Source organism: Ferruginibacter sp. (assembly GCF_014377975.1).
GTDB lineage: Bacteria > Bacteroidota > Bacteroidia > Chitinophagales > Chitinophagaceae > Ferruginibacter.
Genome location: NZ_JACMOO010000186.1, coordinates 40,044 through 58,441, shown reverse-complemented (window position 1 = coordinate 58,441; position 18,398 = coordinate 40,044). Strand labels below are relative to the sequence as shown.

Sequence of the window (18,398 nt, the reverse complement as noted above, 5' to 3'; positions counted from 1 at the left end):
TCTGCCCAGGTGCAGGTACCCGTAAAGCCGGTATGGCCAAAACTGAGTGGGGATGCGCTCAGGCAGGGATATGGCTCAGGCCGGGTTGCATTGTCTTTTTCCGGTTTATCAAATCCATAGCCCCTGCGGCTGATGGCACTGTGATAAGCTGTAAATAGATCTACCGTTGATTTTTTGAAATATCGGGTACCATTTATTTCGCCACCATTTAGCAGCATCTGCATAATTACCGCAATATCGTAAGCATCGCTAAACAAGCCCGCATGGCCGGCCACACCGCCAAACATAGCAGCTCCGGGGTCATGTACATCCCCCTGTATCTGTTCCATACGGAATTGCTTTTCATTTTCAGTAGGGGCAATCTGGTTCAATGGTAAATATTCTCTGGGTCTGAAACCTGCAGTAGTTAATCCCAGCGGCTGATAAAATTCTCTTTTTACATACTCGTTTAAAGGCAAGCCACTAATGGCTTCCACTACTTTGCCGAGAAAAATAAAATCATTGTCACTGTAGATATATTTATTTGGGGCACCTAGCGCACTTAGTAAAATGCGCTGGTACATGGTATCGTTGTAATCCTTGCGGAGAAATAAATTCCCGGCTACCCGGATGCTAAAAGAATCTGTTTTTTGATGTGCAAAATATTTCGCGAAAGGGATGCCGGTAATTGTGTCGATGACCTCCCTGTAAAAAGGAATATAAGCAACAAGGCCAGCCTGGTGCAGTAAAATATTCTCTATCAGCAGGTGCTCTTTATTGCTGCCTTTTACTATGGGCAGGTAATTACCCAGCTCTTTTTTTAAATCAATTTTACCCTGCTCATACAAGCGCATAATGGAAATAGTAGTGGCGCAAATTTTTGTGACAGAAGCCATATCGTACGCGGTTTCTGTTGTTACCGGCGTGGGGTCATTGTAATTAAAATGTCCGTACGCTTTTTGATAAGCAACCTTCCCGTCTTTTACTACCAATACCACACAACCAGGTGTAGCGCCTTTACTGATGGCATTTTCAGCAATTAAATCAATGGTTTTAAGTTTACTTATGTCCAACCCTGCCACTGCCGGATTTACTGAAGGAAGTATTGCAACGGTGGTATTAATTCCACTGCCAAATGGATATGCTTCACAAACTGTTACAGGCAATTTTCCTTTGGCGGAAATTTTTCCCTCTAAAAAATCAACGGCTGCATTTTGAGTGTATTCATCATCTTCGTAACAGGCCACTAAATTTTTTGCAGTACAAAAGTTTTTAATTGCATAAGCATTACCAAAAACAAAACTGATGCAATTGGTTTCTTCTTGTAATTGTGCTGCCAGGGCAATGGCTGCAGCAGCGATCCCAAAATTATTCGCAGGCCTGCGATCATAATCATGTATACCAATCACTACATTTTTATACCTTTTTTTTATTAACGCAACGGTAGATAAAATTCTGATGGCATCTGCTTTGTAGTCAAAATAAAAAACGTCTGCACCATATTCGCTGCGCATTCTTTTTGCAAATGCATTGTCTTGATTAATGCCAATGCCAACATACACAACATCTTTGTCAGTCGCTGTAGAATTTGGCTTTAAAGGAAAAAAGTCATCACTTGTTTTATGTAGTAATGTCAATGCGTTTTCTGCTACCAGCTTTTTCATTGCCGGAATATTGCTGTTTAAATCTTCAGTAATATTAGCGGGATTGATTGGCACAAAATGGTTCATACCATATTGATATTTGGCCAGCAAAACTCTTTTGCAGTGCAGGTCAATATCCGCCCAGCTCAATTGTTTACTGTTGATAGCGTCTTTTATTTTTTGAATGCTTTGTGCTACATCTCCTGGCAAACAAAGCATATCGTTGCCAGCTATTAGTGATTGTGCAGAAGCCTGTCCATCCGGAAAATATTTTTTTACTCCCTGCATTTCCAGCGCATCAGTAAAAGTTAGTCCCTGGTATCCAATCGTGTTGCGCATCAGTCCGTTTACATTTTTTGAAGAAATGGAAGTAGCTCTGTTGGCAGTATTGTCAATGGCCGGAATATACAAATGCGCCATCATCACGCTACTAATGCCAGCTTTAAATATTTCACGAAATGGATACAATTCCAGTGAATCCAATTGTGCCATTGTTTTGTTAATGACTGGTAAATCCAGATGCGAATCAACGGAAACATCGCCGTGGCCGGGAAAATGTTTGGCGCAGGCCATGATACCTGCATCCTGCAGACCCTGCATATATTTGATACCGAACAAAGCTACTTTGTATTTATCTTCTCCAAAACTACGGTCGTTGATAACCGGGTTATTGGGGTTGTTATTAATATCTACTACCGGTGCATAATTAACGTTAATGCCTAACCGTTTGCATTGCTCTGCCACTATTTTTCCATACTGATAAACGATTGACGCATCCTGCATAGCACCCAGCATCATCTGATGGGGTAATGCGGATACACTATCGAACAACCGCATGCCAACGCCCCACTCTGCGTCAATACAGGTCATGAGCGGTGTTTTGGCAATGCTTTGCAAATTGTTGATGATGGTAGCCAGTTGTACCGGGTTACCCTGAAACGGGCAGATGCCACCCACATTGTATTTTTTAATGTCCGCTGCAACTGCGCTGTCATAATAAATGGGAGTACGTGTTTTAAAATCGTAGGCAGATAAACGCAATATCATTAATTGAGCAATGCGTTGATCAGGCGAAAGGCTGTTAAATACACTGTCAACCCACTGCCGGGCAGCCATTGGATTGTTTAACCTGGTTTGTGTTTGCGCCACAAAAAAACTCATTTGTAAAATAAAAAACAGCCAATAAAATTTTCTCATAAAATAAAAGATATGTAGTACAAAATAAGTATTTTTTGCCGGAGACACGTTCAATAAATATTTTTAACTTTACACTATGTCAATCGCAGCAAAATACCGGCCTTATTATACGTACGAAGATTATTGCCAGTGGGAAGGCAGGTGGGAATTGATTGAAGGCATGCCTTACGCTATGAGCCCGGCACCGGTTCCAGATCATCAAAGAGTATGTGTACGATTGTGCCTTCGCCTGGAGCAAGCTTTGGAACACTGTAAAAAATGCAAGGTATATCTTCCAATAGACTGGAAGATAACCGAAGACACCGTTGTACAACCGGATATACTGATCGTGTGCAAACCCATTAATAAAAAATTCCTTGATTTTGCTCCTGATTTGGTGGTGGAAATATTATCTCCTTCAACAGCTTCCAAAGACCGTGGAGAAAAAATGGAACTGTATCAATCACAAAAAGTAAAGTACTATCTGATTGTTGATCCGAAGTTTAAAAAAATAGAAATATATCAGTTTGTAAATAATCAATATCAGCCTGTAGCCGTCAATCCAGATAAGCAAGCTTTTATTTTTGAAGAGACTGACTGTAAGCCGGAAGTGAATCTTTTAAACATCTGGGAGTAGCCCAATTTTTATCTACGTAAATTTGCTCCAAAATAAAGAAGAAATTTTGCCCGACATTATTCAGTTATTGCCCGATAATATTGCCAATCAGATTGCTGCAGGCGAAGTAATTCAACGACCCGCCAGTGCTGTAAAGGAATTGCTGGAGAATGCAGTTGACGCAGGCGCTACAGAAATTAAGCTAATAGTAAACGATGCCGGCAAGGCATTGATACAGGTAATTGATAATGGTAAAGGTATGAGCGAAACCGATGCCCGCATGAGTTTTGAAAGACATGCCACTTCAAAAATAAAAAATATCGATGATCTTTTTCATATAAAAACCATGGGCTTCCGGGGAGAAGCACTGGCGAGTATTGCCGCAGTTTCGCAGGTTGAATTGAAATCTAAAAAGGCAGAAGATATTACCGGCACTTATATTGAAATTGACAACAGTGTAGTTAAAAAACAGGAACCCGTAGCTATGCCGCAGGGCACAAGTATTGCCATGAAAAATTTATTTTTCAATGTACCTGCAAGAAGAAATTTTTTAAAAAGTAATCCTTCTGAACTGCGGCATATTGTGGATGAGTTTATACGGGTTGCCATGGCTTTTCCCAGCGTGTTCTTTTCACTAACCAGTAACGCCCAGGAGGTTTTTCATTTGGAAAACGGCAGCATGAAACAACGCATTGTACAGTTGTTGGGCAATAGCTACAACGCCAAATTAGTAAGCGTTCAGGAGCAAAGCGATTACATGAATATTTATGGTTTTGTAGGCAAGCCTGAAACGGCAAAAAAAACCAGGGGCGATCAGTATTTTTTTGTAAATAACCGGTTTATAAAAAGCGCTTACCTAAACCATGCGGTAATGGGGGCTTTTGATGAAATGATTGCAAAAGATAGTTTTCCGATGTACACCTTATTTATTGATCTGGATCCATCACAAATTGATATTAATGTGCATCCTACCAAGCAGGAAATAAAATTTGAAGATGAAAAAATTGTATACGCATTTGTAAAAAGTGCGGTGAAGCATGCGCTGGCACAATTCAGTATTACACCCACCTTAGATTTCGAACTCGACTCGTCTATTCAACACCTGGATGCAGTGAGTAAGCCATTTACAGCCGAACGAAAATCATCGGTTGCATCTTCTTCATTATACAATACGTTTACACAAAAAAACCAGGCGCACTTTATAGAAAATAAGAGTGAGTTAAAACACTGGAAAGATTTGTATGAACCTTCCAGCGGCGAATCGGGTGCGTTAAACCCGATGCCAGCAAGCCCATTAACAAATGCGGAAGTTGCAAACCGGGAGCCGGGATTTGTACCCCTGCGTGCATTTGTAACAACGGCACCCACGGCTTTGGAGCACCTAACACAGTTGCACCACACCTATATCATGGGGCAAAATGAGGATGGGTTTATGGTAATTCATCAGCAAAATGCGCACGAAAGAATTTTGTATGAACGTTTTATGAAAGCAGTGGCAGGCAAACCAATAGCCATTCAGCAAAATCTGTTTCCCATAACAATAGAACTGGCTGCCATGGATATGGTTATTTTAACGGAACTGTTGCCTGAACTGCATTTACTTGGCTACCACCTGGAACCTTTTGGTAAAAATACTTTTGTAATTCAGGGAACACCAGCAGACGTGGACCAGGGCAACGAAAAAACTGCCATCGAAAAAATGCTGGAACAGTTTAAACATTTTAGTGCCGATTTAAAATATACAAAAAGAGAAAAGCTATTTCGTTCAATGGCCTGGCAGCGGGCAGTTAAAGGCGGTACGGCGCTTACGCAAAAAGAAATGAAAATACTTGTAGAAGATTTGTTTGCCTGCAATACACCCAATATTACTCCCAATGGCAAACCGGTTTATACTTCCTTTAAAAAAAACGAACTGGATAAAATGTTTGGCAGGTAAAAATCAAAGCATAAAATTAACTGCTACCATCAATGCTCGTTGCAAAAGGCAAACGAATCCACAAAAAATTAGTCTTTAAAATTTTCATCATCGACTCATTTATTCTACTGCTATGCTGGCGGGAATTCTTTAAATAGTATTCCCCAAGCCACAATTAATTGTATTTTATTTATTAGAAGAATAAGGGACCTCTTTTAATTTTTAGTCAAAAGCAATCATCTGCATCAATCTGTTTGTAATGCATACCTTCACGTATTTTTAATAAAGTATTTAGTACTTTCATATCTATAAATAAACCAGCATGCCGTTTACTGTTGAAAGTAAAAGCGAAGGAGATTTTGATAAAATAATTTTACAAGACAACAGCACCCAAACATCAGTGGAAATTATTCCGGGCTGCGGAGCTATTTTACATGCTTTTACTGTTTGGCATAATGATGCGTTTATAAATATTATTGAGCAGTACGAAAGCGCAGCCGATTTTGCTGCCAATGTGGAGGTTAAAGGTTTAAAAAGTTGTAAGCTGTCTCCATTTGCCTGCAGAATAAAAAATGCTACCTATAGTTTTGGGGCACAACAATACACCCTTGATAAATATATACTTGGTGGAAGTGCCATTCATGGCTTGTTGTATGATGTTGCATTTACTGTTACCCATGCCGGGGCAGGTAATGAAAAAGCCCAGGTTGTGTTAACTTACGCATACCAGGGTGATAATCCAGGTTACCCTTTTAGATATGATTGTATTATAACCTACACCTTAAAAGCCGAAAGTGCGCTTGAAATTGTTACCGAAATTATTAATAGAGACAAACAGATTATTCCCATGCAGGATGGCTGGCATCCTTATTTTACGTTTGGTAAAAAAATAGATGACCTGCAACTGGAATTTCAGAGTAAAGAAAAAATATTGTTTGATGAGTCACTGGTACCCACCGGTGAAACATTGCCCTATCAGGAATTCAACTCCCTAAAGCAAATAAAAGATACCTTTTTTGATAATTGCTTTTCTCTGAATTTTGCAACCTGTCAGCCATTGTGTGTTTTGAGAGATGCTGTACAAAAACTACAAATAGAAATTCATCCCGACAAAACATATCCCTATTTACAGATTTATACACCGCCGGGAAGAAACAGTATTGCCATCGAAAATTTAAGTGCCCTACCGGATGCATTTAACAATGGAATAGGTTTAATAACTTTAGCGCCGCAAAGCTCCCATGTTTTTGCAACTATCTATAAAATAACTACCTTAAAATAACCAATGATTTCACTTGCTGCTACTGTTTTGCAACGCTTCAGAGAAAGTTTTACATCTGAGCCAACCCTCTATTTTTCGCCGGGTCGTATTAATTTAATTGGCGAGCATGTAGATTATAATGATGGTTTTGTAATGCCTGCAGCCATTGACAAGGGCATTTACTACGCTGTTGCTGCAAACAACAATAAGGAACTTCATTTTTATTCCATGGACTTTGACGAATGGCTTACTGTTGCAGTGGCAGATATAAAAAAAATGAACAACTGGAAGAATTATGTGCTGAGCGTAGTAAACGAATTTTTATTATTGGGCCATGATGTAAAAGGATTTGATTGTGTATTTGCCGGAGACATTCCCCGTGGCTCCGGAATGAGTTCATCGGCTGCAGTTGAAGGTGGGCTTGCATTTGCATTAAATGAAATGCTGGATGCAGGATTAAACAGGGTGCAACTTGCTTTACTTTGCCAACGTGCAGAACATAATTTTCCACATGTAAATTGTGGTATCATGGACCAGTTTGCCAATATGATGGGCAGGCAGGATGAAGTATTGTTGCTGGATTGTAAAACCATGCAACATCAGTATTTTCCTTTGCAACTGCAGGGCTATAAAATTGTTTTAATTAATAGTAAAGTTCACCACACACTAGTATCCGGCGAATACAATATCCGCAGGCAACGTTGCGAGGAAGGATTGGCCATTTTAAAAAACCAGTTAAACATTCAGTCTTTCAGAGATATTACCAGGGTGGAAGATTTAATGCAATATAAATCTGGCATGCCGGAAAAAGTATTTAACTGTTGCCTGTATGTAATTGGAGAAATTGCCCGTACAAAAAAGGCAGCCGCTTTTTTACCACAGGATAATTTAATTGAGTTTGGAAAATTGATGTATGCTACCCACGAAGGGTTAAGTAAATTGTATGAAGTAAGCTGTACTGAACTGGACTTTTTAGTTGAGCTGGCAAAAAAAGATAGCCATGTAATTGGCGCAAGGATGATGGGTGGCGGTTTTGGTGGTTGTACCATTAATATTGTAAAAGAAGAAGCCATCCCCCGGTTTATTGAAACCACCAGTAAGGAATACTTGCAGCAGTTTGATATAGTTGCCGAAGCGTACGTTGTAGCAACAGCAGATGGTACCAGGAAATTGCCGGTTACACCCTGATATAAATTTTCTTTTTATCCAGCAGCCAGGCAAAACTCCACATCATGGTAATAAAACAAAGGGCATAAATTAAGGAACCAACCCTTGGCTCGGCAGGTAAAATTGGTTTGCATGCATGCTCGTAAAACCAGGCAAAAGGAGTAAGAAAATTTGGTTTGCCATCCGCCGTTACACCAGCAGGTATTTGTATCAATGCCAGCAGTCTGGGCAATATGCCGCTCATGGCAAAAATAAATAAGGCATTTTTGCCAAATACATCACAGAACCGGCTCCACTTACCCTTCCAGCCCTTAAATTCAATACAGTAAATCATTGTAGCCAGTATCAATAAAGCTAAGCCTGTTGTATAAACGGTATAACTGCTCGTCCATATTTTTTTGTTAATGGGGAAAACCATATCCCAGCAATATCCTGTAAAAATTAATACACAACCAGTTACAAATAAGCCGTTTACCATTTCGGGTGTTTTCCCTTTTTGTATAATATAATTACCGGCCAGGTAACCAAAAACTACCTGTACCACTGCACCTGTAATACTCATCAACCCTTCAGGATCAAAAGATAAACCTTCGCCTTTATAAATATGAGCTTCGCCCAAAATATCCAGGTCTATCTTAGTTCCAAACCAGCCTGTAAGGCTAAATGGGTCTGCTGCATTGGCGGCCACACAAACAAACCAATACGCCAGTAATAAAAAAGCACTCACAACAAAAGCTCCTTTTTGTTTGCCATAATGCGCCAATAAAGAAGCTAAAAAATAGCAAATGGCTATCCGTTGCAATACACCAAATATACGTACGCCCGCTGCTTTGCCATCTGCTGTAATATAGGCCCACGGCTTGCCCACCAAGTGTCCATCCTGCCACTTAATAAATGGAAACCAGTTTAAAAATAATCCAATTAAAAAAATAAGGACGGTACGCTGAATAATTTTTTTCCAAAAAAAACTTTCTCCTGCTGCCTCTAGTTTTGGCAAAACAAAAGCCATGGCATTACCAACAGCAAATAAAAAAAATGGAAATACCAGGTCGGTTGGCGTAACGCCATGCCAGGGGGCATGTTCCAGCGGTGTGTAAATATGCCCCCAGCTTCCAGGGTTATTTACCAGTATCATTAAGGCTACGGTGGCACCACGAAAAACATCGAGGGAATAAAAGCGTTGGTTCATTAGCGGCAATTTCTTTTATAAAGAAAGGTAACTAATTCTTTTCACTCAACTCCAGCCAGCGCATTTCTTTTTCATCCAGTAAATGTACAATATTGCCAATGCGCTCTGCCGATTTTTGCAGTTCATCAAAAGCGGGATTGCCTTCATTCATCCTGGTTTCAAGGTTGGCTTTTTCTTTTTGTAACTCGGGCATTTCTTTTTCCAATAGTTCCAGTTCTCTTTTTTCTTTAAAAGATAATTTATGGCTAATGGAGTTTAAAACCGCTACAGGAGCAACTTCTGCTACTTTTGGTTCCTGTTTCATCAGTTGCCGGTCGTCGGTTAAACTTCCGCTGGCAACAGCTTCCCGGTACTGGGTATAGTTACCCGGATAATCCCTTATAACACCATTGCCTTCAAAAGCAAACAGGTGATCTACCATCCTGTCCATAAAATAACGGTCATGGCTAACAATGAGGATACAGCCGGGGTATTCCATTAAAAATTCTTCCAGTGTTCGCAATGTTTGCAGGTCCAGGTCATTGGTAGGTTCATCCAGCACCAAAAAATTTGGATTTAAAAACAGTACACTCATCAGATGCAACCTGCGTTTTTCGCCCCCGCTTAATTTACTTAAAGGTGTAAATTGCTGTTCGGTAGAAAAGCCAAACTTTTCCATAAACTGGCTGGCACTTATTTTAGTACCGTCATTTAATGGAAAGTATTCTGCCATTGATTTTACGTATTCAATGGCTCTTTTATCTTCTTTATAAATCAATCCATCCTGGCTAAAATTACCAAACACCACGGTATCACCATGATTAATTTTGCCACTGTCCGGCTGTTCCTGTTGCAGGGCAATTTTTAAAAAGGTTGATTTTCCTACTCCATTTTTACCCACTACACCAATGCGTTCACCCCGTTTAAAAGTATAATCAAAGCCTTTCATTATCTGCAGGTTGCCGTAACTTTTATGCACTTTTATCAGTTCCAGAATTTTGCCGCCTAACCTCGTCATCTTCACCTGCAGGCTAACTTCTTCTACATCTTTTTTCAATTTCACCCTTTCTTCTACATCTGTAAATGCATCCTGCCTGCTCTTGCTTTTAGTAGTTCGGGCCTTGGGTTGCTTGCGCATCCATTCCAGTTCTTTTCTAAAAATATTTTTATCTTTCTGCAGCTCACTTTGCTGTACTTCCAGCCGCATGCTTTTTTGCTCTAAAAAATTATCATAATCGCCTTTGTACACAAATACTTTCTCTTCATCAATTTCTACTATTTCATTACAAACAGCATCTAAAAAATAGCGGTCATGCGTAACCAGTAGCAGGGTAACTTTTGCCGCCGCCAGGTAATCTTCCAGCCATTCAATCATGTCAACATCCAGGTGATTGGTAGGTTCATCTAATATCAGCAAACAGCGCCCCGGGTGCAGGTCGGCTTCTATTAAAGACTGTGCCAGTGCCACCCTTTTCTTTTGTCCACCGCTCAGGTTGCCTACTTTTTCATTTAAGTGATGCAGGTTTAATTTACCCAGAATCTGTTTCAGGTCACTTTCAAAACTCCAGGCATTCAGGTCATCCAGCCGGGCCATCAGTTCGCCTAATTTATCCATATCCTCCAGGCCATCTTCTAAAAACTGTTCGTATTCTTTTACAACTTTTACCACGGGGTTATCCAGGCGCAGTACATTGTCCCAAATGGTTTTACTGCCGTCAAAATCATTGTCCTGCTGCAGCATTACCACTTTAATATCCTTGTGTACCCAAACGGTTCCTTCATCGGGGGTATCCAGGCCGGTAATAATTTTTAGCAGGGTACTTTTGCCACTGCCATTGCGGGCTACCAGGGCTATTTTATCTCCTTCTTCTATATTTAAAGTGATATTTTTAAAAAGGGTTCTAATGCCGAAAGATCGACTGATATTTTCTATTGAAGCGTAATGCATGGCGGCAAAGGTAACGGAGGAATTTTTAAATCAGCTATTGACAACGATATTGAAACTGATTGTGGGATAAATTTGTACGACTGTTTATGAAAATCAATCCATTTTATAGGTGAAATTTGCTAAAATTGATTTAATAAGTCAGCATATTGTTTCATAATGATGGATAAATCAAAGTCCTTTGCCCGGTTAATTCCTACGGCAGCATAATGACTGCGCAACGTCTCTTTATCCATCATCATAACCATTGCTTCTGCCAAAGCAGCAGCGTCATTTACCGGTATCAGCAATCCGTAATTATTTTTTTCAATCCCCACACAGTGCTTACCAGGTGCAAATGTGCCTGCCAGTAATTCACGGGGCCCTGTCGGGCAATCGGTACTTATTACGGGCGTACCGCAGGCAAGTGCCTCCAGCAATGCATTGGGAAAACCTTCCGAGTCGGAGGTTAATAAATGACACTGTGACCTGGCTACATATTTTACAACATTGCTGCGATAGCCTAAAAAAACTATTTTATCGCTGATACCCATTTTGTGCGCCATTGCTTTTATATTCTCTTCCTGCGGCCCCTGACCTATCAATAAAACTTTAAAATTGCGGTGTTTTATTTTTGCGGTTGCCTGCAAAACAAGCGCATGATTTTTTCCTTTTTCTATCCTTGCCACGTGCGAAAAAGTAAAACTTTGAAACGTAAAATCTTCTACCGGTTCGCACATTTCTTTTTGTTGCCGGGTAATGTTAACCGGGTTATTGATTACGCAAAACTGGTTGGCAAGTTGAAAATTTGTGGTAAGATCGTATTGAATACCGGCTGAATTGGGAACAATAACATTGGCAAAAGGGTATAATTTTTTTACTAAAAACCGGCCTGTTTTGCCGGCAAAAGTATGCGGATTATAGGCGGAAGACGTATGTGATCTTTCACTGATTAAAATAGTACCCTTCCAGTTTAATATGCGTAAAAAGCAGTTGATATAGTTAGACCTGTTTAAAGCAGAAAAGCAGATTTCGATATTATGTTGTTGCAGATATTTTTTAAGCCGGTAAGAAAGCAGGGGAATTTTTAAAATTTCTCTGGCGCTTTTTCTTTTGGTTAGATTTGAATTGTCAATTGTTTTGATGGTAATATCATTCACTGGTAATTCAAACTCGATGGTATTATTCAATAATATCAGGTGAATATCAAAAACGGTATAAAACGAATTAATCATTTGTGCTATCACTTTTTCTGCACCAGCTACTTCCAGTGCATTAATGAGAATAGCCACTTTCTTTTTTTGCATTATAAAACGTCTCTTTAATAAAAATTTTATTGCGGGTATGTTTAAAATAACCTGTTATTTGTCATTATAAACTTTTGTATATAATGCTAACCTGCATTTTGAATTGTAAATGTAAACCTGAAATTTTTATAGAAAGAAAATTAATAGTTTTTACAAATGATATCAAGCGTGCTCTTTGCTGTACCTGATGAAAAAATTAAAACGGAATTGAAAATGGCAGGTATGATTGTACTTGCCGGTGCAGTCATTATTTATACGGTTATATTTTAGAGATAACGCGGTTCAAAAAAACTATTTTTGCCCGGGTGTTATTATTTGTAAACCAGTATAATGTTAGACAAAAAAAATATTCTTCCACAGATTGCCGCTTATAAAACGGTAATACTTGATATTGGCTGCGGCCCTTTAAAAAAACAACCTCACTGGATTGGAATAGATATGCTTGATGCCGATGGAGTGGATATTACAGGCGATATTTATGAAGTGATAAAAGCTTTTCCGGATGGTTGTGTTGATGAAGTACACGCTACTCATTTTTTAGAGCACCTTCCTGATGTACCGGGTTTACTGATTGAATTAAACCGTATTTTAAAACAAAATGGTTTTATTGAAATAGTGGTGCCACATTTTTCCAATGCTTACTTTTATTCTGATTATACCCATCAAAAATTTTTTGGGTTGTACTCTTTTTCATACATGGTAAAAGATAATTTATTGAAACGGAAAGTGCCCAGTTACAATTTGCATACGGGCTTACAATTGAAAGCCGTTTTTTTGCATTTTAAATCCCCTTGGATCATCAACAGGCCATTTCGAAAATTGTGCCAGGTAATATTTAACGCCAGTACCTTTATGAAAGAATGGTATGAAGATAGCTGGAGCAGTAACATATCCTGTTATGAAGTTGAATTTATATTAATAAAATTGTAGATTATTATGAGTGACTGCCCAGCCGTTTGCATAATGATACCTGCTTATAACCAGGCGCCTTATTTACAAAAAGCTATCGACAGTGCATTAGCGCAAGATTACCCCAATCTTATAATATTGGTGATAGACGATCATTCCGATGATGCAACGGATGAGGTAGTAGCCCCATACGTGCGCAGTAAAAAAATAAAATACATAAAAAATGATACGAATGTGGGTCGGGTGGCAAACTACCGAAAGGCACTCAACGCAGCAAATTATGCAGACTGGTTAATTAATTTAGATGGAGATGATTATTATACCAACCCGCAATTTATTTCAATAGCAATGGCTGCCATACAGGCTGCAGGCCAAAAAGAGGTATTGTTTTATCAGGGGATGCATACCTGTTTCCACGATGGTAAAGCAGATTTTTTGCCTACCGGTTTGCAAGAAGACGAATTAGTGCTGGATGGCGAAGATTATTTTTTTAGTTATTTTACCAGGCTACACTTTTCACACGTGTCTACTTTATACAATCGAAATCTGGCGGTGCAAAGTGGTTTTTATACCGAAGATATTTTATCGGCGGATATCTTTTCATTTTTACAACTCTGCCTGAATAACAGCACAAAAAAAATAATACTGAGTAAAACTATATCTGGTGTTTGGGTACAACATAAAAATAATAGCAGCCAAACGATGCAGGTAAAACCACATCTGAAAAATATGGACGGGTATAGAATACTGCACAGTCTTGCAATTAAAAAAGGCTTCAATCAACTGCGTTGCGCCAAATGGCTCATTAGGTCGCGTTATATTTATCTTCGTACTTTTACAGGCACAATTATCAGGAAATTAAAATAGTAATTTAAAGCGGATGTCGGCACAGCGAAAAACCCTAATTCAGAATTTTGTATCATTATCAGTAGTTCAGGGCCTAAGTATTTTATTTCCATTAATTACTTTTCCATATTTAATAAGAATTCTGGGCATTGAGGGTTTCGGTTTTTTCTCACTGGTGCAAACCTTTATCATGTATTTCGACCTGCTTGTTTCTTTTGGTTTTGGATTAACAGCCACTAAAAGAATATCAGCAAATATTTTAGATGAGTTGATGATAAAGCGAATAATTGTTGCTGTTTATATTATTAAGGCATTCTTATTTACCATCTCCCTGGTAATTTTTATTGCGTGTTCCTTTACCGCTTATTTAAAAGGACATTTTTATTTACTTCCCCTAGCTTCCTTTTACTTATTGGGAAATATGTTATTCCCCGACTGGTATTTTCAGGGTATACAAAAAATGAGGAACATTACATTTGTTACATTGATTTCCAAAGCAGTCTCCTTATTGCTTATTATACTATTGGTAAAAGAAAAAACAGATATAGAGTATGCTGTCATTGCTTTATCGGCGGGTAATATGATTGCTGGTATTATCGCAATGGTTTTAATGCTAAAAAGTTTAAATAAAAGTTTTGTAAAACCGGATATCTTTTTTGTAAAAGAAATGTTTTACGAAAGCCTGTATGTTTTTATAAGTATTATTTTAGTGCCTTTATACAGTTCAGTCAATATTTTTATTTTACGTTTCTTCACTAATTCTTTAATGGTTGGTTATTATGCCGTGGCTGAAAAAATATTGAATGCCGTAGGCATGCTGGCAAGTATTATTAACAGAACATTTTATCCATACCTTTCGCAATTGTATATTATCTCCCTGGAATTGTATAAAAAAAATATCCAAAGACTACTTTTAATAATTGGGTCAGTTTTTTTTGTCTTAGCTGCCATGCAATTTTCCGGTGCAACAATTATTATTAAATTTTTGATGGGGAAGGATCATGGCGATATATCCTATGCCGTTACACTATTAAAAATTATGAGTATTGCCTTACCTTTTTCACCCTTCGTATCTTTCTATTTTCAATTAATGATTATTCAGGGTCAAAAGAAGGAATCTGCTGTAAATATTGGTGTTACCGGGTTTGTAAATATTATTACAGCAAGTATTTTCACTTACTTTTGGTCGGCCGTGGGATTGGCTGTTAATTTGTGTATTATGATGATAATGTTATGCTTATTAAACCGCAGGTCATTTTTTAGGAAAATACAGTTGTTGAATTAATTCATACTATTAATAATTATCATGAGTTTTTTTTACCCCTTCAAATTGATACTAATTCTTTCATGCAATCTCTTTAATATTTACCTATTTTTATTTTAGTCAATTTATTATCTTAGTTGTTACCTTCACCAATTATTAAAAAGTAAGGGGTAATATGGAGATTAGTAAAAAACAGCCAAAAGATTGGAAACCGTTTAATATTGCCAATTTTTGGAATTGGATAAGTCAAAACCCAGCATCACAAACTGAATATTTTACTTCTGGTGTGGGCAATGGGCTCGTACGCCTGTTACGAAAACAAAAAATGCTAAAAGGCAAGGTACTTGATTACGGGTGTGGGGCAGGGCATCTTTTAAATTTGATGGTTGATGAGCCGACAGGTGATTATTATGGATTGGATTTTTCACCTGATTCTATTGAAGCAACAAGACAGCGAACCAATAACAGCAGCCGTATTAAAGAGTTGCTATGGATAGAAAACCTGCCGTGTGATTTTAACAATAATCAGTTTGACAGTATTAGTTTTATTGAAACTATTGAACATTTACAAGATGAGACATTGCATGCAACGCTTGATGAATTGTACCGTATTTTAAAACCAGAGGGTAAAATTTTAATTACTACTCCCTTTAATGAATCGTTAAATAGGAATGTAACATTTTGTCCGTTTTGTAAATCAGAGTTTCATCACATGCAGCATATGCAATCTTTTACTATAGAAAGAATGACAGCGCTTTTTCAGCAACATGGATTTGTGATTGAATATTGCAAAAATCTTGATCTCACCAAATACCAATTGGGCTCATTTAAATACGGTACTAAAAAAATATTATTACGGGTTGCCGCAAGTGTTGGCTTAAAAAAGTTAACTGAAAATCCTACACCCAACCTGGTAACAATTGTGTCAAAAAAATAATTCGATTATAAATAGCACTTGTTAAAATAATTATCAAAAATTAGGTACCCAATTTTTTAAAATGAAAATATTATTTATCGTACCGTCTTTTGCCAACGGAGGCCAGGAAAAAGCGGGTATGATTTTGTGTAATTATCTGATGCAGTATCACCAGGTGCTGGCAGTATGTTTTGAATCCCCGTCACCAACCGAGTACAATTATAAATGTGATATAAAAAGAATTATTTTAGCACCTAAAAACGGCCTGGTTGCAAGATTGCTGGGGCTCCTGGAAAAAGTAAAACGTTTGAAAAAGATAAAACAGCATTTTAATCCCAATGTGTCTATTTCGTTTGGGGACAATGCCATTGTTGCAAATTGTTTTACGGGTACAAACGAACTAAAAATTGCTTCGTTGAGGCATTCCTTTAAAAATTCGCTGATGGCCAAAACTGCCGGGGAAAAAATATATGACAGACTTTATAAATTTTGTTTAAAAAAGGCAGATATGATTGTTCCCGTTAGCAATGAAATAAACGGAGAACTAAAGAAATTATTCAACATAGAAAATAAATTGTTCGTAACAAATGGATATGATTTTGAAGAAATCAACTACAAGGCAAGCCTTCCACTTACAAATAATTTAAATGCTTTTTTCAATGATAAAGTGATTGCCCATGTGGGAAGATTTGATGCGCAAAAATGCCATGTTGAATTAGTGAAATTTTTTATAATTGTGAAACAAAGAATACCCTCTGCTAAATTAATACTGATTGGTGGAATAGACACGGCCCGATCGCAAAATAAAGAGATATATGAATTTTGTATTTCCTATTTGCAAAGGAACGATTGTGAAATTGTTTATGCTGACAAACATTATACTGAGGAGCAATTATTAAAGGCAGATATACTGATTACAGGGCGTCAAACCAACCCATTCCAGTTTCTATCTAAAGCAATACTGTTTGTATTTCCATCGCTTTTCGAAGGCTTTCCCAATGCACTGATGGAAGCCATGGCTTGTGGTTTACCGGTAATCAGTTCAGATTGTCCAACAGGTCCAAAAGAGATATTACTTGATGAAAACACGAACGAAATTTACGGGTTTTTACTTCCTTTATTTGATCATAGATATGATTTAATGGATGAAACCGTGAATGAAAATCACGAATTGTGGGCCGACACTATTGTGGAATTGCTTCATAATAAAAATAAACTGGAGCAACTTGGTAAACAATCTTACAAAAGAGTCAAACAATATACCATCGATGTAGTATGCAAAAAATGGATGGATATTTTGAGTTCGGGTAAAAATTAGTGCGCCTTCATTCTAACCATTTCCCTTAATAAACACAAATTGATTACAGCCATGCCGATTGGTGGTAACCAGGTTAACAAGGACATAATTTCTTTTTTTATAAAAATTAAAAATTGCTTCAACAGAGGCTACTTCAAATGGCAGTCCACCAATCCAATCAATCCAATCTGTGTACATGGCCATTCCCCTTGTCTGCTTATATGTTACATATCGTTTGATTGGATTTCTAACTAAAAAAAGATCAAGAAAAAAATAGCCAACAGAATAAAGACATACAAAAAATGTAGTTACCAAAAGTTTGCCTGCACTATTTGCATTGTAAGTTTGCTTAACCCTCAACCATACTTTTGATTCCAAATGTTGATCATTATAAATAGCTATAAATAACTTTCCGGTTGGTTTAACCAGTAAATCCACATTTGAAAACGCATTCCACATTTGTCCGGTATGGTGCAACACCCCCCATGAATAAACAACATCAAATTGCCCCAAAGTATTTAAATAGCCGGTATTTAAAACAGAACCTTCTTCAATTACCCAATCCGGATCATCTTTAAAATACAGTTCTTTTAGTTTACTGGTGCACGCCACAGACTTTTTATCAAAATCGAAGGAGTATACTTTAAATCCAAGCTTCCGGGCTGCCAAACTAAATAACCCACTACCGCTTCCTGCATCTAAAAAAGTTAAGCCCGTATAATCTTTGCCTCCCAGCATTTCATTAAGTGATACAATTGCTTTAATAATTCTGTCGTCATCTATTGAATCAATAAAGGATGCCCAGTTAGCGCCAAATTCAAATCTTTCGCCGCTCTTTACCTGTTCTGTATGTTGCTTTTCCATTTGGTGTATGATTATACTCAATTATATTGCAAAGTGGCAAAATTACTGGTTTTCACAATAGCAGTGATTATTCCTGTTTCCAGCGAAATGAATGCTTACAGAAGACGAAAGCTTTATATCAGTTATTAAATATTAATTTTGGTACT

General features: G+C 37.8%; 14 protein-coding genes. 9 read left to right on the top strand and 5 right to left on the bottom strand.

Translation table 11 applies throughout. The features are described 5' to 3' along the window. The coding region (locus H7254_RS10950; RefSeq protein ID WP_301933003.1) for a glycoside hydrolase family 3 N-terminal domain-containing protein at nucleotides 1-2,819 on the bottom strand (2,819 nt) is incomplete at its 3' end. A 76-nt stretch (nucleotides 2,820-2,895) separates the two neighbouring features. Here H7254_RS10950 and H7254_RS10945 point away from each other — a divergent pair. The 4 genes from H7254_RS10945 to galK all read left to right on the top strand — a co-directional run bounded on the left by H7254_RS10945 (nucleotide 2,896) and on the right by galK (nucleotide 7,778). After that, the gene (locus H7254_RS10945; protein WP_301933002.1) at nucleotides 2,896-3,435 is read left to right on the top strand and encodes a Uma2 family endonuclease; all 540 of its coding nucleotides are present in this window, start codon (nucleotides 2,896-2,898) and stop codon (nucleotides 3,433-3,435) included. Between the two features lie 22 nt (nucleotides 3,436-3,457). After that, a complete protein-coding gene (gene mutL / locus H7254_RS10940; RefSeq protein WP_301933001.1) occupies nucleotides 3,458-5,350 on the top strand; it encodes a DNA mismatch repair endonuclease MutL in 1,893 nt (630 codons plus the stop codon). Between the two features lie 301 nt (nucleotides 5,351-5,651). Further along, a complete protein-coding gene (locus H7254_RS10935) occupies nucleotides 5,652-6,611 on the top strand; it encodes an aldose 1-epimerase (protein ID WP_301933000.1) in 960 nt (319 codons plus the stop codon). A 3-nt stretch (nucleotides 6,612-6,614) separates the two neighbouring features. Further along, nucleotides 6,615-7,778: a galactokinase gene (gene galK, locus H7254_RS10930; protein ID WP_301932999.1), complete on the top strand. Its 1,164-nt coding sequence runs from the start codon at nucleotides 6,615-6,617 to the stop codon at nucleotides 7,776-7,778. On the opposite strand, the gene H7254_RS10925 is transcribed toward galK, so the two are convergent. From H7254_RS10925 to H7254_RS10915, 3 genes are all read right to left on the bottom strand, one after another. Then, nucleotides 7,768-8,946 carry an acyltransferase family protein gene (locus H7254_RS10925; RefSeq protein WP_301932998.1) on the bottom strand — a complete coding sequence of 393 codons (1,179 nt, stop codon included), beginning with the start codon at nucleotides 8,944-8,946 and terminating at the stop codon, nucleotides 7,768-7,770. The two genes, galK and H7254_RS10925, sit on opposite strands and share 11 nt — an antisense overlap. A gap of 31 nt (nucleotides 8,947-8,977) precedes the next feature. Then, a complete protein-coding gene (locus tag H7254_RS10920) occupies nucleotides 8,978-10,873 on the bottom strand; it encodes an ABC-F family ATP-binding cassette domain-containing protein (protein WP_301932997.1) in 1,896 nt (631 codons plus the stop codon). Nucleotides 10,874-10,992: 119 nt separating this feature from the next. Further along, entirely contained in the window at nucleotides 10,993-12,141 is a 1,149-nt protein-coding gene (locus tag H7254_RS10915; RefSeq protein WP_301932996.1) for a glycosyltransferase, read from the bottom strand. Between the two features lie 345 nt (nucleotides 12,142-12,486). On the opposite strand from H7254_RS10915, the gene H7254_RS10910 reads away from it, so the two are divergent. The 5 genes from H7254_RS10910 to H7254_RS10890 all read left to right on the top strand — a co-directional run bounded on the left by H7254_RS10910 (nucleotide 12,487) and on the right by H7254_RS10890 (nucleotide 17,409). Then, nucleotides 12,487-13,086 carry a methyltransferase domain-containing protein gene (locus H7254_RS10910; RefSeq protein ID WP_301932995.1) on the top strand — a complete coding sequence of 200 codons (600 nt, stop codon included), beginning with the start codon at nucleotides 12,487-12,489 and terminating at the stop codon, nucleotides 13,084-13,086. A gap of 6 nt (nucleotides 13,087-13,092) precedes the next feature. Further along, nucleotides 13,093-13,932: a glycosyltransferase family A protein gene (locus H7254_RS10905; RefSeq protein ID WP_301932994.1), complete on the top strand. Its 840-nt coding sequence runs from the start codon at nucleotides 13,093-13,095 to the stop codon at nucleotides 13,930-13,932. 13 nt (nucleotides 13,933-13,945) lie between these two features. Beyond that, nucleotides 13,946-15,196: an oligosaccharide flippase family protein gene (locus H7254_RS10900; protein ID WP_301932993.1), complete on the top strand. Its 1,251-nt coding sequence runs from the start codon at nucleotides 13,946-13,948 to the stop codon at nucleotides 15,194-15,196. A 154-nt stretch (nucleotides 15,197-15,350) separates the two neighbouring features. Next, complete coding sequence (locus H7254_RS10895; protein ID WP_301932992.1) at nucleotides 15,351-16,112, top strand: class I SAM-dependent methyltransferase; 762 nt, start codon at nucleotides 15,351-15,353, stop codon at nucleotides 16,110-16,112. A gap of 61 nt (nucleotides 16,113-16,173) precedes the next feature. Then, entirely contained in the window at nucleotides 16,174-17,409 is a 1,236-nt protein-coding gene (locus H7254_RS10890; protein WP_301932991.1) for a glycosyltransferase, read from the top strand. Between the two features lie 12 nt (nucleotides 17,410-17,421). Here H7254_RS10890 and H7254_RS10885 read toward each other — a convergent pair whose 3' ends face one another. Next, nucleotides 17,422-18,252, bottom strand: coding sequence for a bifunctional 2-polyprenyl-6-hydroxyphenol methylase/3-demethylubiquinol 3-O-methyltransferase UbiG (locus H7254_RS10885; protein WP_301932990.1), 831 nt, complete (start codon nucleotides 18,250-18,252; stop codon nucleotides 17,422-17,424). Nucleotides 18,253-18,398 lie beyond the last annotated feature (146 nt).

Bases quoted from the DNA above. Each gene is read 5' to 3' on its own strand.
- H7254_RS10945 (WP_301933002.1), top strand. From the start codon at position 2,896: ATGTCAATCGCAGCAAAATACCGGCCTTATTATACGTACGAAGATTAT.
- H7254_RS10935 (WP_301933000.1), top strand. From the start codon at position 5,652: ATGCCGTTTACTGTTGAAAGTAAAAGCGAAGGAGATTTTGATAAAATA.
- galK (WP_301932999.1), top strand. From the start codon at position 6,615: ATGATTTCACTTGCTGCTACTGTTTTGCAACGCTTCAGAGAAAGTTTT.
- H7254_RS10925 (WP_301932998.1), bottom strand. From the start codon at position 8,946: ATGAACCAACGCTTTTATTCCCTCGATGTTTTTCGTGGTGCCACCGTA.
- H7254_RS10920 (WP_301932997.1), bottom strand. From the start codon at position 10,873: ATGCATTACGCTTCAATAGAAAATATCAGTCGATCTTTCGGCATTAGA.
- H7254_RS10910 (WP_301932995.1), top strand. From the start codon at position 12,487: ATGTTAGACAAAAAAAATATTCTTCCACAGATTGCCGCTTATAAAACG.
- H7254_RS10905 (WP_301932994.1), top strand. From the start codon at position 13,093: ATGAGTGACTGCCCAGCCGTTTGCATAATGATACCTGCTTATAACCAG.
- H7254_RS10900 (WP_301932993.1), top strand. From the start codon at position 13,946: ATGTCGGCACAGCGAAAAACCCTAATTCAGAATTTTGTATCATTATCA.
- H7254_RS10895 (WP_301932992.1), top strand. From the start codon at position 15,351: ATGGAGATTAGTAAAAAACAGCCAAAAGATTGGAAACCGTTTAATATT.
- H7254_RS10890 (WP_301932991.1), top strand. From the start codon at position 16,174: ATGAAAATATTATTTATCGTACCGTCTTTTGCCAACGGAGGCCAGGAA.
- H7254_RS10885 (WP_301932990.1), bottom strand. From the start codon at position 18,252: ATGGAAAAGCAACATACAGAACAGGTAAAGAGCGGCGAAAGATTTGAA.